Source organism: Halohasta sp. A2, from assembly GCF_056175805.1.
In genome coordinates this window covers 1-26,731 of the sequence record NZ_JAQFWV010000018.1, presented here as the reverse complement: position 1 = coordinate 26,731, position 26,731 = coordinate 1, and the positions used below count along the sequence as shown (strand labels likewise).

Genomic DNA, 26,731 nt, shown 5'->3' with positions numbered 1-26,731 from the left:
GACTATCGGGTATCACCGACGGCATTTATAAACAACTCCACGCCGAGTTCGATTTCCCGTTCGGTCACATCCAGCGGCGGCAGCAGCCGCAACGTCTTCCGCCCACAACCGAGCGTGAGCAGTCCTCTTTTAAATGCGGTCGTCTGGACCGCGTCGCGTCGATCCGGCGTGTCGAACTCCACAGCGAGCATGAGGCCGAGTCCGCGAACGTCGACTACACACTCCCATTCGACGAGTGCATCGGTCAACTGTTCGACGCACTGCTGGCCTCGCCGCTGGGCGTTCGACAGCAGATCGTGCTCCTGAATCGCGTCGATGGTGAGCGCCCCCTGCAGGGAGGCGAGGATGTCGCCCGCACCCCACGTCGAGGAAAGTCGACTCGTCTCGCCCGGAAAGACCTCCTCGCGGGCGACCGTCGCGCCGACTCGGAGGGCCTTGGCGGCGCTGATCACGTCCGGCTCGAAACTGTAATGATCCGATCCCCACATCTTCCCCGTCCGGCCGAGGCCGCTTTGGATCTCGTCGGCGATGAGTGTGATGTCGTAGGCCTCGGCGACCGCGGCGAGTTCGTCGCCGAACGCCTGACTCGGGATGCGGTAGCCGCCCTCGCCCTGCACCGGTTCGAGGATGATAAAGGCGATCTCGTTGGGATCGAGATAGCCGCCGTCGGGGTCGACCATCCGCCGGAGTTGCGACCCTGCGTCGGTGAAAAAGCCACAGCCGCAGGAATCGGGTGTGCAACCGCGGGCAGTGCAGAAGGGCACGTCGTGAATCGAGGGGAGTTCGGGGTAGTGTCGACGATGCACCGCTTTGGAGCGATTGAGCGAGAGCGTTCCCAGGGTTCGGCCGTGAAAGGCCCCCTCGAAGGTGATCCCGTACTGGCCGCCGTCGCTGTGGTCGTACGCGATCTTGATCGCGTTCTCGACCGCCTCCGCGCCCGAGTTCGAGAGGAAGACGGTGTCCATATCGTACTCAGCTGTGATGTCGACGAGTCGGTCCATCAGTTCCGTTGGACCGGGGAGCCGGTCGTCGGCGGGGTCGCCGCCTGAGACGTAGAAATCCTGCCCGGCGATCTTCAGGGGGTCGACCAGATCGAACTCCTGGAGGCGGTCCATAACTTTGGGGTTGTTGTACCCCAGTGGCGCGGCGGCGACGTGGCTCGTGAAATCAAGGAGAACGTTACCGTCGACATCAGTACAAAACGGACCTTCGGCGGGGGCCGAGTGGTCCCAGATGAATTCGAAAACGTAGGTGCTGGGGGCGGCCGTCTCGTGGTGATGGTCGACCCATCGCTTGGCGCGCTCGCCCGGTATCCGGTCGACCGTCGGCTCGGCCGTCTCGCGGTCCATGGCTATTAATAAGGTAACTGACGGCTAAAACGTATCGCCGAAACGGGGTATCAAGTCGGCTCAGGGACGAGGGTCGAGATAGTCAGTGAGGCCGACGCCAACGGTGTTGACCAGTTCAGCGATTTCATTACAGCCGACCAGTAGCTCGTAGTCGGCTTCGAGTTTCGTTTCGACGTGGACGCCGAGGCCGACCTCGAAAAGCGCCTCGCTGTCGAGGTAGTCGACGGCGTCGGTCCACGCGCGGGGGCGTTCGACCACGTAGCGGTCGCCATCAAGGAACGGGCCGAAACAGGCTTCTTCATCGACGTAGGCCTCGAAAAAGCCAGTGGCGTGCTCGCGGACCGAAACCGGCGGTCCTTCGTGGCGCTCCACTGCGGGGAGGGTGGCGGTCGACAACTCGAACAGCAGGACCGCGGTGTCGTCCTCGTGGTCGACCATCGTGGCCGACCGGAACACGTCGAAACCGTGGCCGGTGAGGCCGGAGGCGATGCCCGACCGCGATTTTTCGAGTTGGGGATAGAGCTGATCGTCGACGATATCGGGCGTCTCGAAGATGATGGCGAGCGGTGTCGTCTCTCGGCTCGCCAGTCGGTCGATGATCTCGGCGGCCGACAGCGGCTCGCGATCAGGTGGGAAGAACAGCGAGAGATCGGGCTCACCGAGGAGTCGACGGGCGTAGTGCTGGAGCCGGGCGACGTTGTCGGCCGAACAGACGGCCGCCACGTTACGATCCGGGTCGGTGGGGTCGATCACGACTAGCGGATCGTCGAACGTCGTGGTGCCGTGATCTTCAGGATCGAAGACGACTGGCGGCGACCAGTCTGCGGTGGCCTCCAGCAAGGCGGCGACGCCACCGTGCTCGACGACGAGGAGTTCTGCGAGATAGCCCGAAAAGCCGCGCGTCTTGAGATCGCTGCCATAGGCCCCGATTCCTTTTAAAAACCGCTTGAAGACGCGGATGTCACCGGCAAGGGTGTCGTCGAGTCGGGCCTCGAGATACTGAGTGTGAAACGGCGTTCGGTCGACCGCCGACCGGATCTCCGTGGCCGACTCGACGCGGTAGCAGGGGACACAGTCGACGTCGAAGCCATCGAACTCGCCTTTGACGTAGGGGTGTTCGGCGTACTCCTGGTGGCCCTCGGGAAGGACCTCGTGGCCGATTTCGAGGCCGTAGGTTTCGAGGTCTTGACGGGGGAGGTCCGGCGGGAAACGGACGAAGAGATCGATATCGCGGTCGCCCGCAAGCCACGTGCCGCGGGCGGTGCTGCCGACCTGTAGCACGTCGGCCGCGATGTTGCGGTCGTCGATGGCCGCGCGGGCGCGGTCGGCCAGCGTCGACGCGGCGGTCGCCAGCCGGTGGCGTTCGGCGGCGCTCGGAGTGACGCGCTGGCGAACCGTCGACAGCACCTCGTCGAGGGTCGTCATACGTCGGTATTGAAACACTGCGTGTGAAAGGATGTCGCTTCCGTCGGGGGGAAAGCGAAAGCCCTATTAAATACATCCGACTACCTTCGGTTGCGTTGAGCCGTCGTAGCTCAGATGGTAGAGCACCTCGCTGTTAACGAGGTGGTCCCAGGTTCGAGCCCTGGCGACGGCGTCGTTCTCTGACGATACTACACGAGGAGAGTCGACTTCGAGTGTCCCGCGAACCGTCTTGACTGACGACATCGAAACTCGACACTCTCATATGGGATGCGACGAAATTCCGATTCGAGGGCCCTTAGCTTAGTCTGGTTAGAGCGCCGAGCTCATAACTCGGTGGTCACTGGTTCAAATCCGGTAGGGCCCATTTTTAAACGCTACTGCTCCGGGTAATTAGGAGTCGACTACCAGAAATAGACGATCCTTCCTTACAGAATGTTCACAAAGCGTTTTGTAGCGCCGACGATACCGATCGGGCTTTGTCGCCCAGCGACTCGCTTATCCTCCCAGCCTGGACGGCCGCATCGAGTTCGTCATCATCGACCCGTTCGACACGCCCATCAGCGTGCTTGAGCACGTCGACGTGGAGATCGATGTACCGAACCGAATCGGGAAAACACTCGACGGGCGTACAGACGTTGACGTAGGTTCCCTTCACTGATCCCTCGCGGTCGCGATACACTGTCGGATACCACCACCGGCCCTCACGGAACGTCGTCGTTGCCGTATCGCCCGTCGCCATCGGCACCCCGAGTCCATCGTACGTGCCGCCGCCCGAAAGCTCCCGCCGCACGGTGATGCTGTCCTCTTCGCGCTTGGTGACTGTGCCAGTCCCGAGCGTGATGACGTGGCCTGCTGGCTTGCCGTGGGCAATGGTAGTTTGGTCGCCTTCCTGCGGTCCAAAGGTGTCGGCAACAGTTTCAAAAGGAAACTCACCGTCGGGTGAACAGAGCGCCTCGACGAAGTCGACGCCCGCGCTCGCGCTCGACGATCCGGCTTTTATCCGGTGGTGGCCGGGCATGGTGGTCGTGACCTCTCTCCTACTTTCGTCGAGCGCGAATCTGGACTCGCGGCCGAACCAGATCCACACCCCCGACGCTGGCGCAGCGAGTTCCGCAGACCCGTCGCCCGTGGCGTCGACACCTCCACTGAGGCCGTCAACGCCGAGGGCCGACGTCAACGCCGCAGCCCGGTCGGCAGTGTGATCCAGGGTGGCTTCGAGCGCGTCCATCGACACCTCGGTGGCGGCATGGGCCCACCGGATCCGCCAGCCGTCGGGGGCCTCGACGCCAAGCAACTCAGTCATCCCCACGAGTTCGCGCGCCGCCGACTCATCGCGGGTATCGACCGTCGGCTCACCGTCACCGGGGACGAGTGTTACGAGACTACCAGAGATCTCGATCGTCGTATCGAGTAGCGGCCGGTCGTCAAGCCACGGCGCGGCCGCCTCGGTCACCTGCACGCGAACCATGTCGCCGTCCTCGATTCGGCCGTCGACCTGCCGAAACGGAAGATAGCCCTCGCTATCGCCGAGGTCGACGACCGCACCTCTACGCGTTGTGTCGATAACGCGGCCGTCGAAGACCGCGCCATCGGGAGCGGGATCACTCCACTGGAAGGCGTCGATGCCGACATCGCCGACCAGATCGGCCGCCGCGTCGACGGACGCGGGCGCGCCGTGTATTCCGACACCCTGTCTGTCGTCGGTCGTCTCGATCGCTACGTCGTGGGCGTCCGAACCGAACGCCGCGTCGAACCGGCGTTCGATCGGCCCCGAAGCCTGTACGACCGACCAGTCGGCATCGAGACATAGCTGGGTGAGTGCGGTCGTGTAAATACCCCGGATACGGACGCGGTAGCTTGTGTCGTCGTCAACTATCGGATCATCGGTCATTGTTGACGTCACTCCAGTTCTTGCCGCTCGTGGGCGAATCGTACCCGACCGTTGACGGTCCCACCGAGGGTGAGTTCGACGACCTCGTTGTTCAGCACGCGACCGCCCTCGATTGGGACGCCCCAGCGGTCGAAGCGGAGATACCCCCGGAGGTCCGCGGCGTGGGTATAGATATCGATGAACTCGACGGCGTGCGTCTGGATCTCGTCGGCGCTGTGGGCTTTGTCCATGTCGGAGTAGACAGTGTCGACTGCGTCGAAAAACGCCCGCAAGTGGTCGGCATCGTCGGCCACTGCCTCGACGATTCGCTCGGAGGCCTCCCGAAGCTCGTCGGTCGACAGGCCGACGGCCCGAAGCGCTTGCTGGGTTCGTGGATCGAAGTGCATACTCGTGGTTAGCGCTCCGTACTTTTGAAAGGTCACTGTTCGGTTGGGCGCTGATGGTTCGGTCGACAGCCCCGTAGTCACCTCCTACTACTGTTCTTATTTACTGAAATCATGGCCGGGGCGGACTCCGAACTTCCGACACACGCCTCGCTTCGCTCGGCGCATGTCGACTTCCCGCTCACTCCGTTCATGTGAACCGCGAGCGGCTTCTGCGCAAGGACAGTCGGTTTCACCGACCGCCGATAACGTGACGGCACTGCCGCCACGCCGCTTCCGGCCACGTCTTTCTGGACTCAGCACTCACTGGGGCTCACGGCTACGCCGTTCGAATTCGAGGTCGCAAGTGACCTCGCTACGCTCGTGGGTCGTCGAAAAAGACAAATGGCCGGGGCGGGCTCCGAACCCGCGATCTCCGCATAACCCAGGTACGAGGCTCGGCAGGCCTCTGTGGGGCGGACGCTTCCAAGGCGATTACCGCACCGAATCTCAGTAACCCTATGAGTGCGGCGCTATGTCCAGCTAAGCCACCCGGCCTCATCTCTCCATTGCCCGATTGTACTCTTTAACCTTCTCATCTGACCTTGGCTTCGTGGTATGCGATCAACTGACTCGGTACCGAATCCGAAACAAGAACTCGGTGCTGATCAGCCGGACCGAGAACCGTCGGGCGATGACAAAGCGGACAAAACTGACACGAACGATTGTTGTTCAGACCCGCGGATTTATCAGCCAGCGTGGGTACTCCCTGATAATGAGCCTGCCCGAGCTGCTCGAGTCCGCCCTGGACGGTGAACCGTCGGTTGCACAGGTCCAACTCGGCGGCGAAGACGTGCTGGTCGTCACCCAAAGCCGGACAGTCGTCTACCGCGCGGACGGACTACTATCGGACGAATCGATCGAAACCTACCCCCACGACGCCGAACAGCTCTCGCTGTCAGTGGGTCGACGAAAGGCGAAACTCTCGCTGGATTACGGGCTTGACGGCAGCGAAACGCTCGCGTTCCCGGCGAAACGCGTCGACCAGGTGCTCCATCCGATTCTGGCAGGCGTTATCAGCGCGGCTGGCATCACCGAGCCCGGTGAGACGGTCCACAAGACGTTCAGATTCAGCGATCTTACGCTTATCGTGACGAGCAAGCGCGTCATCAAACACATCGGCTCGGCCGTTTGGGACGCCGATTTCGAGGAGTTCGAGTACAGCGACCTGACAAACGTCGACTTCGAGGAAGGAAGCGTCGCGACCGCTGTCGTTCTCACGCTTGATGGCCGACAAAACCGATTTAAAACCCCGAACAGCGACGCCAGAGCGGTCCGCGAGGCCATCGTCGAGACGGTCTGTGAGTTCCACGATGTCACGAGTCTCGACGAGCTCAGGAGCAAAATGGCCGAACAGGAAGACGAAGGCGAGAACGGCGAGCCGGTCGATCGGTTGGATTTCGGCGACGGACCCGATCCGCTGAGCGCCGAACCCGGTGAACCCGATTCGACACCCGAAAACTCGACACGGGATGGCTCGACCGATTCGACACTCGATGAGGGGCTAGTGGCCTCACTCGAGGATACTGATTCACAACCGGCCCAGACGAGCCAGTCGACCGATCAGCCACAGGCGGCCAGCGAGTCGCCAGCGACTGCAGCCGACGCTGGCGAAGGGGCGTTCGACGCGTTCGAGGGCTCACCGTTCGAGTCGGCAGGCCCTGTCGATGAGGAGGATCTATCGGTCCAGATCGCCGCGCTGGCCGAAACGATCGACCACCAACAACAGCAGCTCGACCGGCAGGCTGAGCTGCTCGAAACGCTGATTGCAGAGCTCCGTCGCGGCCGGTAGGGACCACCTACTCGCGCTTATTCGTCGCGACCGACGACTTTCCGAATACACGACGAGCCGAACGGTCCGAGTTCGCCCGATTCGAACGCGATGAAGTGACCGCTTGAAACCCCGGTCCCACAGCGTCTACACTCGAACTCACCCTCGCGAACGGTCACCTGGCTCTCGAATCGTACGAACACACCGCCGCGGCGAGTTCGGATTCGCCCGCCGTCTCGGTCGATGATTCCGCGTTTCTCCGCGGAATCGAGAATTTCGCGGGTGAGCGTGGGGTTCGTGGTGACCGTTTCGAGCCGGTCGACTGCCTCGGCGAGCTCGAGATACTCGGTTTCGAGATGAGCCAGTAGGTCGACGCCGAGTTCACGTTTCGACGCTCGGTTTCGTTTTCGGCCGTTGTCCTCGCTGTCCACGCGCTCTGTCACAGCTGCTGATTTTTCGTCCGACCACATAACCGTTCGTTTGCGGTCAGCCAGAAAGCGTATATAAGAGTCACCGCAGGTGATAGGTATGCAGAGACGAACACGGCTCGCGATCGGGGGACTGACACTGCTCGGTGTCGCTCTCGCGGCGTGGCTCGTCTCACCGTCAGTCGCCCTGAGCCGGTTCGAAACTCTGGCACAGACGCCGTTCGTGTTCGCAGCGGTCGTTCTCGCGGTTGCAGTCGTTCGGTCCGGATTCGCGTGGCCGACGCTCGTGTTGTCGATCGGCATCGGATATGCCTACGGGCTGGCAGGGCTCCCACTTGCGCTCTGTGCACTCGTTGTCACGAGTCTCCCACCCTACTGGTTCGGCATCTCGGCTGTTCAAACCGGTCGACTCACATCGGCTGGCGAATCCCTGCTCGCCGAGACTGGCGGTGTTCGCGGGGTGACCGCCGCTCGTCTATTCCCGCTGCCGTCGGACGTGGTTTCGGTCGCCGCTGGCGCACTCGGCGTCCGGTTACGGGACTATCTTACAGGCACTGCGCTCGGTGAACTCCCGTGGGCAGTACTCGGACTCGTTGTCGGACGATCGGTCGACCAGCTGACGACTGGCGAGCTTTCGGGAGCCCTCGACCCATGGCTCGTGGCTGGAATGAGTGCCGTCGCGATACTCCTCTTGGCGGGGCCCTGTTACCGGCTGGCGATTGACCGACAGTCGCCGAGTGTCTCTGCGATCGAGTAGTGAGTGCCTACCGAAGGCCGATTCCGTAGAAAACAGTCTATTCGAGCAGTGACTCGCCGGTCATCGTCGACGGCTTGTCGAGATGCATCAGTGACAGCAGGGTCGGTGCCAGATCACAGAGCGCGCCGCCTGCGCGGACGGTCTTGCCACCGTCATCGCCCTCGGGTGTGAGGTAGATCACCGGCACCGGGTTGAACGTGTGGGCCGTATGAGGGTCGTCGGCGGTACCCATGTCGTCGGCATTGCCGTGGTCAGCGGTGATCAGTGTGTGACCATCGGCGGCCCCAATTGCTTCGACGAGTCGACCCAGTTGGGCGTCGACGGCTTCGACCGCGGCGATTGCAGCCTGGTAGTCACCCGTATGGCCGACCATATCGGGGTTGGCGTAGTTGATAACGAGCAAGCCCGGATCGTCGGACTCGATCACCGAGATGGCGGTGTCGGTCACTTTTTCGGCGTTCATCTCGGGCTGGAGGTCGTAGGTCGGCACGTCCGGGCTTTTGACGATCTCGCGGCGTTCACCGTCGAATTTGACCTCTCGACCTCCGTTGAGGAAGTAGGTGACGTGTGCATACTTTTCGGACTCGGCAAGCCGAAGCTGGGTGAGCCCTTCCTCCGAGACGACTTCGCCGAGGGTATCTTCGGGCTGCTCGGGCGGGTACGCTACCGGCAGGCCGAACGTCTTGTCGTACTGTGTCAGTGTGACGAGCCGGATGTTGGGTGGGCTGATACTGATCTCCCAGACCGGGTCGATGTTGGCGAGCATGCGCACGATCTGGCGGGCTCGGTCCGCACGGAAGTTGAAGAAGATCACCGCGTCGCCGTCATTCAGCGCGGGCTGGTCTGCAACCAGCGTCGGTTGGATGAACTCGTCGGTCTCGCCGCGTTCGTAGCTGGCCTCGACCGCGTCGACCGCCGAGTCGGCAGTGAACTCGGCGTTGCGGTTGACGATCGCGTCGTAGGCGCGATTGGTCCGGTCCCAGTTCTGGTCGCGATCCATCGCGTGGTACCGACCCGAGACGGTCGCGATTCCGCCCGTCTGGTGGGTGTCGATCATCGTTTCGACCTCGGCGAGATAGCCCGCGCCGGATTGGGGCGCGGTGTCACGACCGTCGGTAAAGGCGTGGGTCACGGCGTCGACCTCGCGGTCGCCTGCGAGTTCGATCAGGGCTTCGAGATGGCTGATGTCGGAGTGAACGCCGCCGTCGCTGACCAGCCCCATCAGATGAACTCGGCCGTCGTGGTCACTCGCATAGTCGAGCGCCGAGTTGATCGCCTCGTTTTCGCGGAAACTCCCGTCGGCAATCGAGTCAGCGATGCGCGTGTAGGACTGCTTGACGACCCGACCCGCGCCGATGTTGAGGTGGCCGACCTCGCTGTTTCCCATCTGCCCCTCTGGCAGGCCGACCGCGCGGCCGTGGGTCGTGAGCGTGCCGAACGCACCGGTTTCACGGAGTTTGTCGAACGTCGGTGTCTCTGCGGCTCGAACGGCGTCGAGATGATCGTGGTCGCCGAGTCCCCAGCCGTCGAGAATGACAAGTGCGCCTTTCATACCTAACTGTCTCCGCTCGGGCTAATTACGCTTTGCGTCACTGGCTGACCGACGCACCGTCTCGAATGGTACGCGAACGGAAACCGGTTTGAGTGGTGACTGGGAATCGGTGGCTAATGACGGACAGAGACCACTCGCCGACGCTCCGTCGACCAGTTCCCGAGCGGTACGCGGAGTCGTATCTCTCGCATCCGCCGAGTCTGGTCGCGCTGTTGGTCGCCACGGCCACCGCGTTTCTCGTGGGTGTTCGGTTCTACGTCGACACGATGCCGGACGTGCCGACGCTGCTGTGGCCGCTGTACGCCGACTCGCCGACCGCGATCGCGCTGGCGACGCTCTCGGTCGCGACCCTTCTTCCAAATCTCGGCCGTCGACTGTCTGAGGCCCCCACCAACCGACCGTTGGCGTATCTCCACACGCTCGCGTTCGTCTGGCTCGTCAAGTATGGGCTCTGGACAGCGGTCGCACTGAACCTTCGGGTCGACCGGTATTTCGGCTTCGATGCGGCTGCCCTCTACGACTACTGGTTCATTATTGGTACCCACCTGCTGTTCGTCGTACTGGCGTTCGCGATGCTCCACTACGGCCGGACAACCCGTGGCGCACTCGGCCTCTCGCTGTTGTTGCTGTTTGTCAACGATCTGGTCGACTACGGCTTCGGCTACCATCCACCGCTCCGATACGAACCGGGTGTGGCGTTGCCAGCGATGACCGTCGGCCTCTCGGTGGCTGTCGTCGCGCTGGCCGGCTGGCAGTTCGAACGACTCTCGAACGAGACAGATTCTCACACTGCCGCCACTGTATAGCGATTAGACAGGGTATCACTGTCGCTTAGCTGTGGGGTAGACAACGTTTTATTCGCGCTCGCGTATGTCTTCATATGGATTCGGCGGTACTCTTGGATCTGCTCGGTAACCAGAACCGTCGACGGATTCTCCGACTGCTCTCACAGAAGCCCTGTTATGTCACCGAGATTAGTGAATACCTCGGGGTGAGCCCGAAAGCCGTTATCGACCACCTCCGCAAACTCGAAGACGCCGGGCTCATCGAGAGTCGAACCGATGACCAGCGTCGAAAATATTTCCACATCACCCAGAGCCTCCGGCTCGAAGTCGACGTCTCGCCGCACAGTTTCGGGGCGAAAAGCGCGTATCCAGCCAGTTCGACGCTAGATATGTCCGGGCGGTGTCCGCATCTCTCGCTCGAAGAGGCCGCAACGAACGGCCACGACCAGTCGACGAGCGACCACCAGAGTATCGAAGCGCTCGCCGCCGAGTTTGGCCGGCTCCAATCGCTCGACCGTGAGCTCTCGCTCGCCCAACGATGGGTACACGGTCGACTCACCGAAACGCTTGACGAGCTAACGACACACACCGGAATCGACGCCGATGGGCGGTTTTACGCCAAAATTCTGGCGGCGATCGTCGAAACCGATGGGACGACCGACTCGGTCGCCTCCCAGCTTACCGCTCCCCGCGAGGTCGTCGAACGTGCGCTCTCTCGTCTCCAAGCGGCGGATGTCGTCACCACCGACAGGAGCAAGTGGCGGATCCGGTAGTCCGATTCTCGCTTCTCAATTCAGATTTCTTTCGTCAGTCCAACGCGAAGATCACGGCCAAAGTAGTGGCCGACAACGCCCAGCACTACGCCAATCACAACGCCCAGCCCGCCGAACGCGAGGCCGTACTGCTCGAAAAAGTGCCAGCCGACGGGCAACACGCCGGTCGACAACAGGCTTAGCGCGAAACTCACTCCGATAATTCCACCACCAGCGACCGCGGTTTCGAGATAGCGCCGCTCGCTGGAGACGAGTCCATATATAAATGCGGCTGCGAACAGCCCGCCCAGCGAGCCGAGCGTCCCGACAATCGGGATCGCACCGCCACCGACGACGCCCACGCCGATCAGTACGGTCGACACCACGAGCGCTTTGAGCGAAAAGCCGCCACTGAGTCGACCGAACCCCGAATTACCGTCATCCTCGCCCACACTGTCGCGCTTACTGCGGCGCTCGCTGCCCTCGCTACCCAGCTCTTCGAGAAGTTGTTCGTCGGATCGCGTCATGGTTTCGCCAACGAACTCTGGGTGTATGGCTGTTGTGCCGTCGGCGGCAGGCTCGGCACGAAAGGGTGGTTTCAAGTCTGCCGATAGGCAACTCCGGGTATGAATCCAGGCGACCGCATCCGCGTCGAGGCCGGCGGCGTCGACAACGAGGGCGTGTTGATGCCCTCCTCGACGGCCGACCATCTCGTTCTCAAACTCGACGGCGGCTACAACATCGGAATCCAGCGATCAGAAGCAACCGTCGACGTACTCGAAACCGACGTGTACGATGTCGGTGATACCGACGAACCCGACGACACGAGTGTCTCGGAGATCACCTTCGACGAGGAGCTGCCGACGATTTCGCTCATCTCGACTGGCGGAACGATCGCTTCGACGGTCGACTACCGAACCGGCGCGGTCACCGCCCAGTTCACCGCCGAAGATGTCCTTCGGGCGGTCCCCGAACTCGCTGGGCGGGCCAACTACCGTGGTCGGGTCGTCGCGAACATCCTCAGCGAGAATATGGACCCCGAGATATGGCAGCGACTCGCCCGCGCGGTCCACGAAGAGATCGAGGCCGGAGCCGACGGCGTCGTCGTCATGCACGGCACCGACACGATGCAGTACTCCGCGTCGGTGCTCTCGTTCATGCTCGATACGCCCGTTCCGATCGTCTTTACCGGCAGCCAGCGCTCGGCGGATCGACCGTCTTCGGATAACGTGATGAACGCGGTCTGTGCGGTCGAAGCGGCCAAAAGCGACTGCGCAGAGGTCCTGCTCTGCATGCACGATTCGGCCAGCGATGACTTCTGCGCGCTCCATCGCGGCACTCGTGTCCGGAAGAACCACACCTCCCGCCGGGACGCGTTCGAGACGGTTGGCAACAAACCGCTTGCCCGGATCGAATACGCGACGGCCCAAGACGACGGTGCGGACGGCGAGACTGCCTCCGACGCCTTCGAGTTCAACCGCGAGTACACCGAACGCGGCACAGTCGACCTCGCACTCGCCGACGACCTCGATCCGTCGGTCGAACTCGTCAAGTTCACGCCCGGCATGGACCCCGCCGCGTGGGACTACCTCGACGGCAAGGCCGGCGTCATTATCGAGGGCACTGGGCTTGGGCACGTTCACACCGATCTAATTCCACGAATCGAAGAACTGGTCGACGGCGGTACGGTCGTCGTGATGACCAGCCAGTGTCTCGAAGGTCGTGTCTGTGATCGCGTCTACGACACGGGCCGCGACCTGCTCGATGCGGGTGTCGTCGAGGCTGGCGATACACTTCCCGGAACGGCCAAAGTCAAACTCATGTGGGCGCTGGCGAATCTCGGCGACCCCGCCGAGGCGATGGGTCGCTCACTCGTCGGCGAGATCACCGAGGCATCCCAGCCGTGGCGGTAGCTTCTTGATAATAGGGGCCGAACCGCTGGCTTAATTCGTCTCAGGGAAAACACGTAGCTATGTCGTTGCCACTGCTTGTTGTCTTCGAGATTCTCACCGCATCGATCGTCGTCTCGGCGTTCGTCGACCAGCCCTTTCTACTCGTTATTTATCTGATTACCGTCGGCGTTGCTGGCTGGGTTGGCCGGGACGCCCTCCATCGGGAAAAACCGATCTACGTGGCCGCTGGCTGGGCTGTTGGTGTGTTCATCGTTCCACCAGTCGCCTTTTTCAGCTATCTGTATCTCCGGCGCAAAACCGTGGGTTCTCTCGGCGAGTCACCGGTCGATGGTCCGGACTGAACACGAGGGCTTACTCGTCGAGCGGGAGCATGACGACCGGCTTGCTGCTTTTGGCGACGAGCGAGGTCCGAACGCCGCCGGCGAGCAGGTCGAACCACGCACTGCCACCACGCGAACAGAAGACGATCGCCGAGCTATCGCGCTCCTTGGCGGCTTCGATGATCGCCTCGGCGACGCGTTCTCCCCGGCGGAGTTCGGTGTCGACGTCCATCCCGTCGGCGGCCGCACGCGCCATGAATCGCTCAAACGCCTCGTGGGCGCGCTGGGTGTCTTCGGTCTCCCCGTCGGCCTCGTCGACCACGTGAATCACGAGCGGTCGACACGTTTTCGGATCGGTGTGCCCCCGCAGCGCTTCGTAAGTTGCCTCCGCGTCGTCAGGTCCGGCAATCGGAACGAGCGGGTTCATAAGTAGGCTGTTGCTACTCGGCATCTGTCCGACCTCCGCACTCACTGTGTTGCATCCCCGTGGCCCTCCATGTCAGTTACCGGTCGCTGTGAAGAACGACTCTGCATAGCGGCTGTTCAGCGACCACTGACATATTTATATTGGCTTATCGCTGGAGGGTTTCGTCGACGATCGTTCGAAGCTCCGCGGTCGCCTCGTCGTCGAACCAGAGCCGTCGACGCCACCACGGACCCGCACCCGAATCGTTCGAGAGTTCGGTGACGAGTCGGTTGGCGGTTGACCCGCTGTCGGCCGCACTCAGCGGGACTGCCCGTTCGTACAGCCGTGAACCGGTCCCACCGACGACGAGCACTTTCGCATCGAACGGGTCGCGCTTGCAGTGGGCGTTGGTTGCGACCCCGTGGCGCTTGAACTCGGTAAGTCGATCGCAGGCCGCCGTATCGAACACACGGTCGACGCGGAACTCGCCGATGAGGTAGGCACCCCACTCGGGGGCGACCCAGTCGACCGGTGGACCAACGTCGACGTCAGCCGGTGGTTCGTGACGACCCAACGTCGCATAAAACAACAGCGAGTCACCCGGCTGGAGCGTCGACAGCGGGCCAGCTTTGACGGCATGTTCGTCGCCGTAGGTGTACGCCGAACAGCCGGGATACTCGGCGAACGAGGGATCGAGATGCACCGGACGCTGGTGGGTTTCCTCGGGGAGTGAAAACGGGAGGGAATCGAGCTCGTCGAGGAGATCCGCATACGTCGGCACTGGCGCACGTGTCGGCTCACGCTCTGGAATCGGAAGATAACAGAAGCTGCCGTCCGGATAGATCGGACCGCGGACACCTGGGAGGTTGGTGTTGGCCCCGACGTTGATTGCGATGCTTTTGGCCACGGTAGGGAGTGACTACTCGGCGTCCGGCCGATTCGTCGGTGGCTCGGCACCCGGCGGCGACAGCGACCGCTGGAACTCGTCGAAGATCTCGATTTCGTTGCCGATCTCGTATTCGATTTCACGGTCGGTCTGGCGCGTCTCGAGGCGACCGTCGTCGACCGGTTCGGCAACGGACTCCCAGCCGGGTTTGATTTTGACGCTCTTTGCAGGCATTCCGACGACGATGTGGTGGTCGGGAACGTCGCCTTGGACGACCGCACGCGCGCCGACGATCGAGTTTTCGCCGATCCGGCAGCCCGCACGGATCATCGAGTCGTAGGTAACACGGGCGTTGTCTTCGACGATGGTGTGGTAGTTTCGGACCGACGTCTGGTCGACGATGTCGTGGTCGTGGCTATAGATGTGGACGCCGTCGGAGATTGAGGCTCGATCCCCGATTGTGAGTTTGCCGCGGTCGTCGAGGTGGACGTCGTCGTGGACGACCGTGTTGTCACCGACAGTGATGTTGTGGCCGTATGTGAAGCTAATGCCCTTGAAGAATCGACAGTTGTCACCACACTCTGCAAACAGGTGGTTGGCGAGCATCTGGCGAAAGCCGAGGGCGAACTCGACGTTGTCGGCCATCGGCGTGGCGTCGAACTGCCGCCAGAGCCACTGGAGGTGTTTCGACCGCTTGAACTGTTGTTCATCCTTTTCGGCGTAGTACTCAGCTTCGACGGTCGCATTACACGGGTCGTAGCCCTGGAGTCGCACTCTGGTCGCCGGCGAGACGGACTCGCCTGCTTGCCAGGCCTCGTAGGCCTCCCGGTCACCGAACAGGTCGACGAGTACGTCCTCGACGACCGCACAGGTGTCTTCGTCCGAGGACAGCCGCTCGTCGACATCGTCGATAAAGCCTCGGACCCCCACGGCTGCATCCGCAGGCAGTGACACGTGTCGCTTCGTCATTGGGTGGCAGTAAGCCGCGAGTATATAAAGGAATTCGGTTGTGTGGCCGAAGCGTCCAGTCGAGGGCTGGTGACTCGTAAAACGCGGCGGGCGAGGGATCTGCCGCGTGTGGTACGGCTGGTAGATGGTTGGGACCGAAATACCAAGGGGCGTACCACATTACTGTTTTGCAATCAATGTATTAATATGTGATTATTCGAGTTACAGTTTGTCCGAGCGAGTTCGAGCCAGCGTTTCGAACGGGCAGTTTCAGCACATTATTCACAAAAAATGATATGAAAGACAAACCACTTTTGTACTCAGTGATAACGTCACTCAGAGGCCGGTATCGCCGGCAATGGTTGGGACCCATGAATGAAACTGCGACTGAAACCGACGTTATCGAACAGCTCAAACAATTTGGACTCAAGACATATGAAGCACAGTGCTTCGTTGCGCTGTCACGAGTGCCCCAGGCGACTGCACGAGAGATCAGTGAGATCACCGACGTTCCACGTACACGGGTCTACGACGCGGTCAGTGTGCTCGAAACCAAGGGGTTGGTCGCGGTCCAACACACAAGCCCGAAACTGTTCCGAGCGGTCTCGGTCGACGAGGCGGCCAACATGCTCCGGCGAACGTACGAATCACGGCTTCGATCGGTTCAAGAAACGCTCGAAACCATCGAGCCAGCGAGTCTCGACGAAACCTCGTCGACGCCGAGCTCGTCGACGCTGAGCTGACTGCGGCGCTCGCAGAGACACGAAACCGGGGTGTGAACGTCATCGTCAGTGTTCGCGGTGAGCTGGATGACGACGCTCGGATGTCCGGCGTGGAGTACGTCGATTCCGACCAGCTACCCCTTTCGAGAGTCAGACTCACAGATACCGCCGCGACCGAGTCGACCGCTACCTCTCGGCTCCTTCTTGTCGATGAGCAGACAGTACTTTTCAGTGTCTTCACAGGGACGGAACCAACGGCCGACGAACAATCGATCTGTGCGGCCGGTAAAACCAACGGATTGGTCTTGTTAGCTCGGCAGCTGTTGAACGCCGAGACGTAGCCCACCTGTATCCGATGCTGTGCTCGCCGAAACAGCAATGATGGTCGGCTGTGAGTCGAACGTATGCGCGTCAAGGAACTGATGAGTACGGAACTCGTGACTGTTCCGTCGACGGCGACGATGAAGGGGGCTGCGGGTCAGATGCTCCACAACGGCGTCGGGAGCGTTGTCGTCGTAAGCGACGAGACGCCCGCCGGGATCATCACCGAGATGGACGCGCTTCGGGTCGGCTACGCGGCCAATCGAGCGTTCGATCAGGTTCCAGTCCACAAGGTAATGAGTCGACCGCTGATCACGATCGAACCCGAGACGACGATTCAGACCGCGATCGGCCGGATGCACACAGAGGGAGTCAAGAAGCTCCCGGTAGTCTCGGCGTTCGATCTTGTCGGCATGCTCACGATGACCGATATCGTTCGGAACCACGGTGAGCTATTACAAGAGGCTCGTGACTTGGAGAAGGGCCACGGGAGACGCGACCCTGACGAGTGGCGTGGTGGGCCGTGAGAGACGATTCTCACTGCGTGAAAACGAACCAGTTTCGCTAAGTGCCTCGCATTCCTATGCGCGAGCATGCAGTACCGAGAACTCGGCGACTCCGGTGTTGAGGTCAGCGAGATCGGCTTCGGCGCGTGGGTCGTCGGCACCGACTGGTGGGGCGACCGCACGGAAGCCGAGGCAATCGAGATGGTCCACCACGCCATCGACGAGGGAATCACCTACTTCGATACGGGCGACGTCTACGGCCACGGCAACTCTGAAGAACTGCTCGGCAAGGCACTGGCCGACCGCCGCGACGAAGTCACGCTCGCTACCAAGATCGGCTACGACTTTTATAACCATCCGCAGGCAGGCCACGGCGAACTCCCTAAGGAGATCACGCCAGCGTACATCCGCGAGGCGACTGAAAAAAGCCTCGACCGCCTCGGTGTCGACAGCGTCGACTTGCTTCAACTTCACAACGCAGATGTTGATGAGGTCGACGAGGACGTTCTCGAAGTCTTCGACGAACTCAAGGAAGAAGGAACAATCCAGGCGACGGGCTGGGCACTTGGCCCCTCGATCGGCTGGCTGGCCGAGGGCGATATGGCGATCACCCAGGAGTTCGATTCGCTTCAACTGGTCTGGAACCTCTTCGAGCAAGAAGTCGGTAACCACTTCCTCGACACAATCGAAAAGACGGGCTCGTCGACCAGTCTTATCCCGCGGGTGCCCCACTCGTCGGGGCTGCTCAACGAACAGGTGACGCCCGAGACCGAACTTGAATCCGGCGACCACCGGGGCTTTCGGCCCGACGAGTGGTACGAAACCGGCTGGGAGAAGCTCGAAACGCTCCAGTTCCTGAAGGCGGACGGAAAACGGACGATGGGCCAGGCTTCGATCGCCTATCTGTTGAGCCACGAGCCGGTCGCCAGCGTTACGCCAACGTTCCGGACGAAAACCGACATCACCGAGTGGGCAGCGGCCTCCGAGGTCCCGCTCACCGACGCGGAAGTCGACCGCGTCGACGAGCTCTACCAGACCAACTTCGGCATCGATCGGTTCGACGGGATGGACAGCCTGCGCTCGTCAGTCGACGGTGACGACCTGAGAAATGCGGGACTGGCTCGCAAGGTCGCTGGCGACTAAACAGTAGCCACCTCGCATCGGCCACCGCAGTTCAGTCACAACACCCGGTCGCTTCGGCGTAACTACCACTTGTCTTTTGAGTTCCCAGTCGGCCGCATATCACCACCAACGAACAGATTGATACTCACGAAACCCGTTTGATGCACCATGACTGGGAGTTCGGCGTATGGGTTTGCGGCAGCTATCTGTACGACTCTCGGCACCGTTTCGGTTGGTCGATCGGCTACTGAACCCGTATTCGCTCTGGACCACTCATGAGCGTGCTCCGCGAGACCTTTGTGAAAGGGTTGGTAACGCTCACGCCGTTTACGCTGTTTTTCATCATTGTCTGGTGGTCCTACTCCGTACTGAGTTCGTTTGCGGTGGTCGCGTTCATGATTCCTCCGGCGCTCAGAGTGGTAGTCGTGTTCGCACTCCTGGGGGTCGTGTTGTTCGTGCTTGGCCGACTCATGCGGACCGCGGTGGGTCGGCTCTTCGACCAGTTCGTCGTCGATCTCGTCAATCGGTTCCCGGTTGTTCGTGTCCTCTACAACGCGATCAAACGCACCTTGGAGACGCTCGTCGACCAGTACCAGTCGATTCAACAGCCCGTCAAAATCGAGCTCTGGGAGGGCTGTCGGCTGGCCGCGTTCAAAACGGGCCACCAGACGTCCGATGGGAAGGTCATTCTCTTTATCCCGGGTGCCCCGGAGATTTCAGCCGGGTTCGTCGCCGCGGTCGACCCGGACAAACTCATTCAGACCGACGAATCGCTGATGGACGTGCTGGTGCGATTGTTGAGCTGTGGGTATGGAGAGGCCGAACAGAGCGACCGCTAATCTCTTTGCTTATTTTGCTTATAAATGTCGAACTGGAGCCGACAGGATTTCGGTCGACTCAGGCCAAAAAGACGTGTCGTGGGCGGTCGGCCAGCACGTCTCGACCCCACTGGACGGTATCGCGGAAGTCATCGGATCGGAAAAAGCCCATCGCGTCGTCCTGTGAGCGCCACTGGCTCGAGATGAACATGTCGTTTTCGTCCTCGGTGTTCACCATCAGATCCGTGTTCATGTGGCCCTCGGTTTCTTCGAGCACGCCACCGACCGTCTCGAACTTGTCGACGAAATCCTCGCGCGAGTCGGGTTTGACCGTATAGAACATCCCCATGGTTCCGAATCCTGACTCCTCGCCGGCGCGCTCGACGATCTCGGGGAGTTCCGAGAGGAAGCCCGCGGCGGTTTCGGCCGCGCTCGCGGTCTCCCAGATCGAGACGACCGCGGTTCGACTCTCGTCGTTCGCGCCGTAGACGGCGGTTTTGACGTGCGAACCGTAGTGATCGAAGTTCTTTCTGAGTCCGTCGACCTCCTCGAACAGTTCCTCGCGGTCGGCCGCCGAGTAGAGGACGGTGGCATACACGTCCTCGCCGTGAGGTTTGCCCGCGTAGATGTCGAGGTCAGCCAACTGGCCGCGGATCGACGCGTCGTCGGCCGGGTCCTCGTCGCTCGTCGACTCGCCGTGATGTGACTCTCCGTGATTCGAATCCCCGTGCGCGTGACCATCGCTGTGCGCGTGACCGTCTCCGTGGTGCGCCTCACCGTGCGAATGGCTGTGATCGCCGTCGCCGTGGCCGTGGTCGTGGTCGACATCGCCATGACCGTGAGCGTGACCGTGCGGACTGTCGCCGGAGCCCTCGTGTTCGCTGGTCGGCACCGCCTCGCCAGCGAGATATGCGCTCAGATCCGACGGCGGGAAGCGTCGACCAATATAAAAGGAGCCGAACTCGCCGTACTTCGAGGTGGCCTCGTCGAACCGCATCTCGTAGACGATGTCCTTGATGTCGGTCGGCTCAGCTGCAAAGAGGGTGACGCCCCACTCGTGGTCGTCGAACCCCACCGACGAGGAGATGATCTGTTTGATCTTGCCAGCGTACTGTTTGCCGGTTTTCCCGTGGCCGCTCATGAGTTCGGCGCGGTCGTCGAACGGCAGGTCGTACCAGTTGTGTGTCTCGCCGCGGCGCTTGCTCATCGGGTAAAACGAGACGTACTCGTCGTCGGGAATCTCGGGTTCGAGTTTCCCCTCGATGTAGCCTTTGAGCCCGGCGTCGACCTCTTGGTCCTCCTCGAAATAGGCATCCGAAACGTAACCCGAGACCTCGGTCACAGAGACGTAGGAGGCCGACTGGTCGGTGAACCCAGCGAGCGCGGTCGACTCGAATTGGCGTTCGGCCTGCGAGAGTTCGTCCAGCGTGGGCCGCAGGTGGACCACAAGTAGGTCGGCTTTGTGGCCGAGAATCGAGAAGATGGCTGACTCACCCTCGTCGACGGTCTCGCTGGCCTCGAAAAAGGTCGTTCCGTCGTCGACCGCTCGCGTTCTGTCCTGCTGGGGGCTCGCTCGCCAGGCGTCCCAGTCGATCGTCCGAAAGTCGTGGAGCATGTACCAGCCTTCGTCGGTCTGTGGTGCCTCGACCATGGCTGACCGTTCGGTCGCCTGAACTATGGACCTTGCGTGTTGTCCGGCTCGAACGCCCCGGTTGTTGAGAACACCCTTTATAAAGAATAGCTGGTCGTTAGCTCAACAGCTGCGGCCCGAAGATCATCAGCACGAGACTGATCAGCATGATCATCCCGATGCTGGTGGTTATCGCCCGCGTGAACTCGGGTTTCGAGCCGACCGGCAGCCGTGAGACGATCGACTCGGTCGACGTGCGGAGAATCCGTCCACCATCGAGCGGGAACGCCGGAATACAGTTGAACAGCGCGAGGTTGATGTTGATCCAGCCGGTCCAAAACAGGATATTGGCCAAGAGGAACACACCTCCCTCGCCGAGAACCGACAGCGGACCGACGACCTCGTAGAACGCCGCGTTGCTCTCGACGAAGCCCGCGAAGTTGTAGTCCAACGCGGGGTCGACGATCGAGGCAAACGGCAGTATGAGCAACAGCGCGAGCGAGGCACCGATGCTGTCGCCGAACGAGCCGGTCAGAATCGAGAGGAAGTTCTCGGCCGGGTACGCTGTGACTCCAAAGCTGTCGACGGTGATTCCGCTCAACGGTTCGCTCCCGACTCCGCCAGCGATGCCGACGATCACGTCGTCGTCATCCTGCGGGTTGGGTTGGAGCTCGACGCTGTACGTTTCGCGCTCGCCATCGCTGTAGGTGACGACGTCGACTGTCTCGCCGGCCTCGCGGTTCTCGAGTGCTTCGGCGATATCTTCGGAATTCAGGATTCGCTCGTCGGCGATGCTCGTGACGACGACTCGTTCGGAGTCAGTGGCGCCAGCTTCGTTCAGCGGTCCGTCTTCGGAGATCGTCGTCAGCACACCGAGTGGGGCTTCGACTGACCGCTCGTCGCCAGTTTCGCTGTCTCGATACGTTAGCTCGACGACCGATTCGGTTTCGGCGGCGTCCGCGATTTCGGCTTCAGTGGTGACTGCGGTTCCGTCGACCTCCGTGATCGTATCGTTGATTGTCAGCCCCTCCTCGCCAGCGAACGGTGAGCTTTCGGAGATCGCTGTAACCAGCGCCGAGCGTTCGACTGTCACGCGCTCGCCGTCGGCCAGTTCGACCTCGATCGTCTCTGCGTCGATCTCGGCCAGTGCGTCGGTGAACTCGGCCGGAGTGTCGACCGTCGTGCCGTCGATGGCGACGATGCGATCTCCCTGTTCGATGTCGGCAAACTCCGCGGCACTCCCCGGGAAGACGCCGCCGACGGCCGCACCCGGCGAGACGGCGATGGCGCTGCCGACCGGCCCGAACAGCAGTCCAAATACGAGAGCGGTAACGATGAGATTGTTGAGCACGCCCGCCGCAAACATTCGGGTTCGGGCCCCACGGTTGGCGGCTTTCGAGCTCTCTTCGTCGGGCTCGACGAACGCCCCGATCGGCAACAGTGCGAACAGCGCCAGCCCCATCGAATCGATCTCGATGTCCTCGACGCGACAAAGCAGGCCGTGTCCGCCCTCGTGGACGACGAGTCCAACCAGCAGGCCAACGAGAATCTCGGGTGCCACCGAAAGCGGCAGGAATTCGTTCACACCGGGTATTACCAGCGCGTTGCGTGGGTCCGAGAGAGCGCTTTCGGCCGGCGGTGATTGGATAATCGTGACACTCTGGAAAATCAGCAAGAGGAACGTCCCGACCATCGTCACCAAGGTGATTCCAACGCCGATGTTGGCGAGCGCCCGCCAGGCACGCTTCGGCCGTGCCAACCACGTCAGAAACGCTCGCCCACGACTGGTGTGAATCGTCATCATGGGGCCCGAGACCTTCAGATAGTCGGGCAACAGTCCACGCCGGTCGAGAACGACCGCCGCGAGGGAGTAGGCCAAGATCCCCGTCAGAATCCAAAGCAGAGTACTCATTGAATCCCGTTGGTCACCCACACAGGAAAGCGGTTCGGGTCTGTGTCAGTCGACCGCGAGACATGAACACACATATACCCCGACTCACTACTGTTCGGTATGAACGCCTTTGTCGACTTCATCGTCCGCTTGTTGTTCGACGCGATTGAGATGCCCGGCCTACTCGCTGAGGTTGCGCTTCGAGACCCCATCTCGACGGTGATCGTTGCAACCGGAACCGCCTTCATAACGCTCGCGGTGGCCGTCATGGGCTACTCGGTGCTCGGTGCACTCGGACTCCCAGTGCCACGGCTCGGCCGTGGCCCCGGCGACAGAATCGAGTAGTCGACGCTCACAATACAATTTGTCTCGCCCACGCGAGGGGCGGCCATTCCACTGCGTATCGGAGTCGCCACAGACAGGCTTTGGGCTGGACGACGAGTCATTTTTAATGACTGAACGGCCAATCACATACATCCATGGCTCGGCAGTCTTCTCCCGACTCCGCGGTTCGAACGACAGCACGTCTCATCGTCGACCGCCTGGAGGCGAGTGCCAAGCCGGATCGAACGGAGATTGACGACTGGATCGACCTCCACGGGCTCGATCGTCTATACAATCCCCGGGAGATCGTCGCCCGACAGGCCGCCTTCAGCACGCTCCTCAAGGCAACACTCTATGAGCGATACCACCACCAAGGTCGACTCCCCGAACTCCCGTCGGACCTCTGGAGTGGATTTACAAACGCATATGCCGAGACCGACGATCCAGCGTTCGCCGAGTACGCGCTCGACCGAGTGGCCGCACTGGTCGACGAGTCCGATCTTTTGGCTCTCGTCGCAGCACGCCACAGCCTCGTCGACGCCACCGAGCCAAGCGAGGAGGTCGGTCGACTGTTCGAATCGCTCACGCCCCAGGCGTCGAGACGCAAACTCGGCCAGTTCCGAACGCCACCGTCGATCGCCTCGTTGATGGCCGCGTGGCTGATCGACGACGGAACCGAAACAGTGTTGGACCCGGGGATGGGTGCTGGTGCGCTGGCGGCCGCAATGTATACGCAAAAACAGGAACTCGTCGACCAACCGCCACTGGCCGACATCTACGGGATCGATCTCAACGAACTCGCGCTCGTCATGGCGTCGACCTCGCTGGCACTGTTGGATCACGGCGAGCCACACAACCTACGTATCGGGGATTTTCTGGCTACCGACACCTCGGTTGTCGACGGCGGCGTCGACGCAATCGTTTCGAACCCTCCGTACTCGCGGCACCACGAACTCGATGCGGCGTATAAACGCCGGATCAATACACAGGCCGAAGCCGAGGTCGACGGTCCCGTCAGTGCGTTGTCGCCGATGTATGCCTACTTCTACTACCACGCCGCCGAGTTTCTGGCACCGGGTGGTCGACTCTCGTTCATCACACCAAGTGAGTTCCTCGAAACGAGTTACGGTGAATCACTCAAGCGGTTTTTGGCCACCGCGTTCGACATCCGTGCGCTGGTCCTGTTCGACCGCGAGGACCGATCGAAGTTCGACGAGGCGATGACCACGAGCCTGGTTAGTTTTGTCGAAAAACCAGACGGCGAGCCGACCGCACTCACCCGTTTTATTCGCGTCGACGGTGACCCCAGCGAGGACGCGTTGCTGGCGGCCATCGAGGGTGATCGTGAGGGCGAGACCGAGTGGGGGTTTATCAATGTCGTCCCGCAGGCCGAACTAGAACCAACCGACAAATGGACTGGGCTGTTCGATCCGCTCGATATCGAGACGAGCGATCTCGTTTCGCTCTCCGAACTCGGTCACGTCACCCGCGGCATCGCAACCGGCCAGAACGATTTTTTCTGTCTGACCCAAGCCGAGGTCGACGAGTGGAACATCGACGAACAGTATCTCGCGCGGATCATCCGCAACGCTCGGAGTGTCCCCGGCTATGAGTACACCGTCGACGACTGGGCGACCGACCGCGATGCGGGCCGTGAGGTCTGGGTACTCTACGATCTCACTGGGCTGGACGCCGAGATCGTGAGCCAACTCCAGGCGAGTAACCACGGCGAGAACCATAGGATTTCCGCCTACCAGGAATCTGGTGACAGTGTCCAGGCCAATGGCATCGTCGACTACCTCCGCCACGGCCGCTCGGACGAGGTTGCCGCCCACAGCGGCTATCTCGCCCAGCATCGAACACCTTGGTACGTCGTCGACCGCCGCGATCCGCCATCGATCGTCGTCACCTACATGAGCCGCGGTGGAAGTCGGTTCATAAAAAACGAGACCGACGCCCGGACGCTGAGCAATCTGCACGGTCTGTATCTCGACGTCGACCTCACCGACACCGAGCAACGGGCGTTGCTGGCGTATTTAAATAGTGGGTTCGCCAGCGAGGTCGTTCGGCGGTCAGGTCGGACCTACTCATCGGGGATGGACAAGATCGAACCCAACGAGTTGGAAGGCGTACCGGTGCTTGACCCACGGGGTCTCGACAACGAGACGGTCGGCGGGTTAGCCGAGCGCTTCGATCGGTTACGCGTGGCCGCCCGCGATGGTGAGTCGACCGAGACGGCAGTCGACGAAATCGATAGCTTCCTGCGAATGGTCCGAAACTAACTGATCCATGTGGTTCGAACGGTTTGGGCAATTCGGAAACCCAGCGCGGTCCAAGAATCCAGCGCGGTCCGAGTGGTCGACCACAGGAAAGACTCGTAGGTCTCACTCGGGGGTGATCGACACTGTCCAGTTGTTACCGCTTTCGACCGCAATGTAGCCGACACCACCGACATCGACGCTGACCGTTCGTTCGGTCGCTTCCGAGTATTCCGAGCCGTCGGACTCGGTCGACTCGTTTTCGGTGTCGGTTTCGGAATCCGTTGTGCTGTCTGAATCACTCGTTTCGTTCGAACTCTCGGTTTCGTTGGTGTCGTCCGACTCGCTTTCTTCATCGGGTTGGTCGTCGTCACCCAGCTGGCGGGTTTCGAACAGTTCGCCGACCATTTCCCCCTCGCGGTCGATCAGGTCGACGAAGTTCTGGCCCTCGTCGGACTCGAACTCGACGGCCAACTCGACAGTTTGGGGTTCGCCGAAGTCGATCGGTCCGATCACGTCGCCGAGCACGCCGTCGTACTCGATTGGCAGTGACAGTCCCGTTCCGTCCTCGTAGACCGGGAGATCGTGCACGGTAGCGGTCCACTCGCCGCTGGCTTCGACCTCGATACTGTAGGTGCCGGTTGGCAGGTCGTGAATCGACAGCCCGCCATACGGTCCGACTGCTTGCACCGTAGGACCGCCCTGGACGAACTCCTCGTTTTCGTCGATTGCCCATGCGACGAACCGGTCGTCGCCTTCGTGGTCGACTTCGAACACCATTGGCCCGTCGTTGATCAACTCGAACGTGTCCGTTATCGTGTCTTCGGAGCCCGAGAAATCACTCGTCTCACTGTCGGGATACGGTGGATACTCCTGACTGCTCGAGCGTGCCCACGCTGTATACCCCCCAGCACCGATGACGCCTCCCGTAATTATGGCTACAAGAACGTTCCGTCTGTTCATACACGCATCTGTGAGTGTCGTTTCCTAAGTCTGTCGGCTCGATTTTCAGATCTGATTCGGCTCTCGGTTTCTTCGACGGAGAAGATCTGCACGTAGTAGAACAACACGCTTCAATTAGTTCTGATGATATCAGCGTCGACCTGGACAATCACGAACCTGGCGACGACTATATGAGAAATGAAACGTTTGAACTCACGATTGTAGGTGTTCATTCTGAACGATACAGAAATGCGGGTCACGATAGGGGTCGAGACCGAGGAAATCGAAACAACAGTGGAGGCGGTAATGGAAACGGCAACGGCAACGGTGGCGGCAATGGAAACGGCAACGGGAGAAATAACAGAAACAGAGGAGCCTGTCTAAGAATTCTCACACTCTCAGTCATCGATATCGGTCGAAGACACCGCAGTATAATTTGCTCAACCGATCCAGCAGCGTTGACAAAAAGAGAGGCAAACTCAGCTATCTGGCGATCGTGTCTGCTACTTCGTGGCCGTTCGGCCCTCGGCCGGACCGCCACAGCTTCAACAGGTTGTGCGTCGCCGAAAACAACGACCACTCCGCTTGCGCT

27 protein-coding genes and 3 tRNA genes are annotated in these 26,731 nt (G+C 61.2%); 16 read left to right on the top strand and 14 right to left on the bottom strand.

Features of this window, described 5'->3' with window-relative positions:
- Positions 1-2 precede the first annotated feature (2 nt).
- Both O2S87_RS07550 and cca read right to left on the bottom strand, forming a co-directional pair.
- Complete coding sequence (locus O2S87_RS07550) at positions 3-1,349, bottom strand: aminotransferase class III-fold pyridoxal phosphate-dependent enzyme (protein WP_475408189.1); 1,347 nt, start codon at positions 1,347-1,349, stop codon at positions 3-5.
- A gap of 60 nt (positions 1,350-1,409) precedes the next feature.
- Positions 1,410-2,774, bottom strand: coding sequence for a CCA tRNA nucleotidyltransferase (gene cca, locus O2S87_RS07545; RefSeq protein WP_475408188.1), 1,365 nt, complete (start codon positions 2,772-2,774; stop codon positions 1,410-1,412).
- Positions 2,775-2,873: 99 nt separating this feature from the next.
- Between cca and O2S87_RS07540 the strand changes: the two genes are divergently transcribed.
- Positions 2,874-2,946 (top strand) — tRNA-Asn (locus O2S87_RS07540).
- 117 nt (positions 2,947-3,063) lie between these two features.
- A tRNA-Ile gene (locus tag O2S87_RS07535) sits at positions 3,064-3,138 on the top strand.
- A gap of 72 nt (positions 3,139-3,210) precedes the next feature.
- Here the strand turns inward: O2S87_RS07535 and O2S87_RS07530 are convergent.
- The 3 genes from O2S87_RS07530 to O2S87_RS07520 all read right to left on the bottom strand — a co-directional run bounded on the left by O2S87_RS07530 (position 3,211) and on the right by O2S87_RS07520 (position 5,585).
- Positions 3,211-4,665 carry a ribonuclease FAU-1 family protein gene (locus tag O2S87_RS07530; RefSeq protein WP_475408187.1) on the bottom strand — a complete coding sequence of 485 codons (1,455 nt, stop codon included), beginning with the start codon at positions 4,663-4,665 and terminating at the stop codon, positions 3,211-3,213.
- An 8-nt stretch (positions 4,666-4,673) separates the two neighbouring features.
- A complete protein-coding gene (locus O2S87_RS07525) occupies positions 4,674-5,051 on the bottom strand; it encodes a DUF7532 family protein (protein ID WP_475408186.1) in 378 nt (125 codons plus the stop codon).
- Between the two features lie 382 nt (positions 5,052-5,433).
- Positions 5,434-5,585 (bottom strand) — tRNA-Met (locus O2S87_RS07520).
- A 217-nt stretch (positions 5,586-5,802) separates the two neighbouring features.
- Here O2S87_RS07520 and O2S87_RS07515 point away from each other — a divergent pair.
- The gene (locus O2S87_RS07515; RefSeq protein WP_475408185.1) at positions 5,803-6,879 is read left to right on the top strand and encodes a DUF7115 domain-containing protein; all 1,077 of its coding nucleotides are present in this window, start codon (positions 5,803-5,805) and stop codon (positions 6,877-6,879) included.
- A 17-nt stretch (positions 6,880-6,896) separates the two neighbouring features.
- On the opposite strand, the gene O2S87_RS07510 is transcribed toward O2S87_RS07515, so the two are convergent.
- Entirely contained in the window at positions 6,897-7,301 is a 405-nt protein-coding gene (locus O2S87_RS07510; protein ID WP_475408184.1) for a DUF5830 family protein, read from the bottom strand.
- A gap of 85 nt (positions 7,302-7,386) precedes the next feature.
- On the opposite strand from O2S87_RS07510, the gene O2S87_RS07505 reads away from it, so the two are divergent.
- Positions 7,387-8,043: a TVP38/TMEM64 family protein gene (locus O2S87_RS07505; RefSeq protein ID WP_475408183.1), complete on the top strand. Its 657-nt coding sequence runs from the start codon at positions 7,387-7,389 to the stop codon at positions 8,041-8,043.
- Between the two features lie 37 nt (positions 8,044-8,080).
- Here O2S87_RS07505 and gpmI read toward each other — a convergent pair whose 3' ends face one another.
- Positions 8,081-9,595, bottom strand: coding sequence for a 2,3-bisphosphoglycerate-independent phosphoglycerate mutase (gene gpmI / locus O2S87_RS07500; protein WP_475408182.1), 1,515 nt, complete (start codon positions 9,593-9,595; stop codon positions 8,081-8,083).
- A 116-nt stretch (positions 9,596-9,711) separates the two neighbouring features.
- Here gpmI and O2S87_RS07495 point away from each other — a divergent pair, with 116 nt between their 5' ends.
- Positions 9,712-10,401, top strand: coding sequence for a DUF1405 domain-containing protein (locus O2S87_RS07495; protein ID WP_475408181.1), 690 nt, complete (start codon positions 9,712-9,714; stop codon positions 10,399-10,401).
- A 74-nt stretch (positions 10,402-10,475) separates the two neighbouring features.
- A complete protein-coding gene (locus O2S87_RS07490; RefSeq protein WP_475408180.1) occupies positions 10,476-11,153 on the top strand; it encodes an ArsR/SmtB family transcription factor in 678 nt (225 codons plus the stop codon).
- Between the two features lie 20 nt (positions 11,154-11,173).
- Here O2S87_RS07490 and O2S87_RS07485 read toward each other — a convergent pair whose 3' ends face one another.
- Positions 11,174-11,659 carry a hypothetical protein gene (locus tag O2S87_RS07485; protein ID WP_475408179.1) on the bottom strand — a complete coding sequence of 162 codons (486 nt, stop codon included), beginning with the start codon at positions 11,657-11,659 and terminating at the stop codon, positions 11,174-11,176.
- Positions 11,660-11,758: 99 nt separating this feature from the next.
- Here O2S87_RS07485 and gatD point away from each other — a divergent pair, with 99 nt between their 5' ends.
- Together gatD and O2S87_RS07475 are read left to right on the top strand one after the other, a co-directional pair.
- Positions 11,759-13,045 carry a Glu-tRNA(Gln) amidotransferase subunit GatD gene (gene gatD, locus O2S87_RS07480; RefSeq protein ID WP_475408178.1) on the top strand — a complete coding sequence of 429 codons (1,287 nt, stop codon included), beginning with the start codon at positions 11,759-11,761 and terminating at the stop codon, positions 13,043-13,045.
- A gap of 59 nt (positions 13,046-13,104) precedes the next feature.
- Entirely contained in the window at positions 13,105-13,386 is a 282-nt protein-coding gene (locus O2S87_RS07475) for a hypothetical protein (RefSeq protein ID WP_475408177.1), read from the top strand.
- Positions 13,387-13,396: 10 nt separating this feature from the next.
- Here the strand turns inward: O2S87_RS07475 and O2S87_RS07470 are convergent, their stop codons facing one another.
- The 3 genes from O2S87_RS07470 to O2S87_RS07460 all read right to left on the bottom strand — a co-directional run bounded on the left by O2S87_RS07470 (position 13,397) and on the right by O2S87_RS07460 (position 15,626).
- Positions 13,397-13,816 (bottom strand): universal stress protein, encoded by a 420-nt coding sequence (locus O2S87_RS07470; RefSeq protein WP_475408176.1) that lies wholly within the window; start codon positions 13,814-13,816, stop codon positions 13,397-13,399.
- Positions 13,817-13,937: 121 nt separating this feature from the next.
- A complete protein-coding gene (locus O2S87_RS07465) occupies positions 13,938-14,678 on the bottom strand; it encodes an Nmad3 family putative nucleotide modification protein (protein ID WP_475408175.1) in 741 nt (246 codons plus the stop codon).
- Between the two features lie 12 nt (positions 14,679-14,690).
- Complete coding sequence (locus O2S87_RS07460) at positions 14,691-15,626, bottom strand: acyltransferase (RefSeq protein ID WP_475408174.1); 936 nt, start codon at positions 15,624-15,626, stop codon at positions 14,691-14,693.
- Positions 15,627-15,976: 350 nt separating this feature from the next.
- Here O2S87_RS07460 and O2S87_RS07455 point away from each other — a divergent pair, with 350 nt between their 5' ends.
- The 5 genes from O2S87_RS07455 (at position 15,977) to O2S87_RS07435 (ending at position 19,115) form a co-directional block, all read left to right on the top strand.
- On the top strand, positions 15,977-16,348 hold the full coding sequence (locus O2S87_RS07455; RefSeq protein WP_475408173.1) for a TrmB family transcriptional regulator: 372 nt from the start codon (positions 15,977-15,979) through the stop codon (positions 16,346-16,348).
- 32 nt (positions 16,349-16,380) lie between these two features.
- Entirely contained in the window at positions 16,381-16,668 is a 288-nt protein-coding gene (locus O2S87_RS07450) for a hypothetical protein (RefSeq protein ID WP_475408172.1), read from the top strand.
- A 63-nt stretch (positions 16,669-16,731) separates the two neighbouring features.
- Positions 16,732-17,175, top strand: a complete 444-nt coding sequence (locus O2S87_RS07445) for a CBS domain-containing protein (protein ID WP_475408171.1) — start codon at positions 16,732-16,734, stop codon at positions 17,173-17,175.
- A gap of 66 nt (positions 17,176-17,241) precedes the next feature.
- Positions 17,242-18,297 carry an aldo/keto reductase gene (locus O2S87_RS07440; RefSeq protein WP_475408170.1) on the top strand — a complete coding sequence of 352 codons (1,056 nt, stop codon included), beginning with the start codon at positions 17,242-17,244 and terminating at the stop codon, positions 18,295-18,297.
- A 254-nt stretch (positions 18,298-18,551) separates the two neighbouring features.
- Positions 18,552-19,115 (top strand): DUF502 domain-containing protein, encoded by a 564-nt coding sequence (locus O2S87_RS07435; protein ID WP_475408169.1) that lies wholly within the window; start codon positions 18,552-18,554, stop codon positions 19,113-19,115.
- 58 nt (positions 19,116-19,173) lie between these two features.
- On the opposite strand, the gene O2S87_RS07430 is transcribed toward O2S87_RS07435, so the two are convergent.
- On the bottom strand, positions 19,174-20,745 hold the full coding sequence (locus tag O2S87_RS07430; protein ID WP_475408168.1) for a heme-binding protein: 1,572 nt from the start codon (positions 20,743-20,745) through the stop codon (positions 19,174-19,176).
- Positions 20,746-20,842: 97 nt separating this feature from the next.
- On the bottom strand, positions 20,843-22,636 hold the full coding sequence (locus O2S87_RS07425) for a site-2 protease family protein (RefSeq protein WP_475408167.1): 1,794 nt from the start codon (positions 22,634-22,636) through the stop codon (positions 20,843-20,845).
- A 99-nt stretch (positions 22,637-22,735) separates the two neighbouring features.
- Here O2S87_RS07425 and O2S87_RS07420 point away from each other — a divergent pair, with 99 nt between their 5' ends.
- A complete protein-coding gene (locus O2S87_RS07420; RefSeq protein ID WP_475408166.1) occupies positions 22,736-22,960 on the top strand; it encodes a DUF8024 family protein in 225 nt (74 codons plus the stop codon).
- A gap of 134 nt (positions 22,961-23,094) precedes the next feature.
- Positions 23,095-25,221 (top strand): HsdM family class I SAM-dependent methyltransferase, encoded by a 2,127-nt coding sequence (locus O2S87_RS07415; RefSeq protein ID WP_475408165.1) that lies wholly within the window; start codon positions 23,095-23,097, stop codon positions 25,219-25,221.
- Between the two features lie 102 nt (positions 25,222-25,323).
- Here the strand turns inward: O2S87_RS07415 and O2S87_RS07410 are convergent, their stop codons facing one another.
- Complete coding sequence (locus O2S87_RS07410; protein WP_475408164.1) at positions 25,324-26,160, bottom strand: hypothetical protein; 837 nt, start codon at positions 26,158-26,160, stop codon at positions 25,324-25,326.
- A 228-nt stretch (positions 26,161-26,388) separates the two neighbouring features.
- On the opposite strand from O2S87_RS07410, the gene O2S87_RS07405 reads away from it, so the two are divergent.
- A complete protein-coding gene (locus O2S87_RS07405) occupies positions 26,389-26,523 on the top strand; it encodes a hypothetical protein (protein ID WP_475408163.1) in 135 nt (44 codons plus the stop codon).
- Positions 26,524-26,731: the final 208 nt, after the last annotated feature.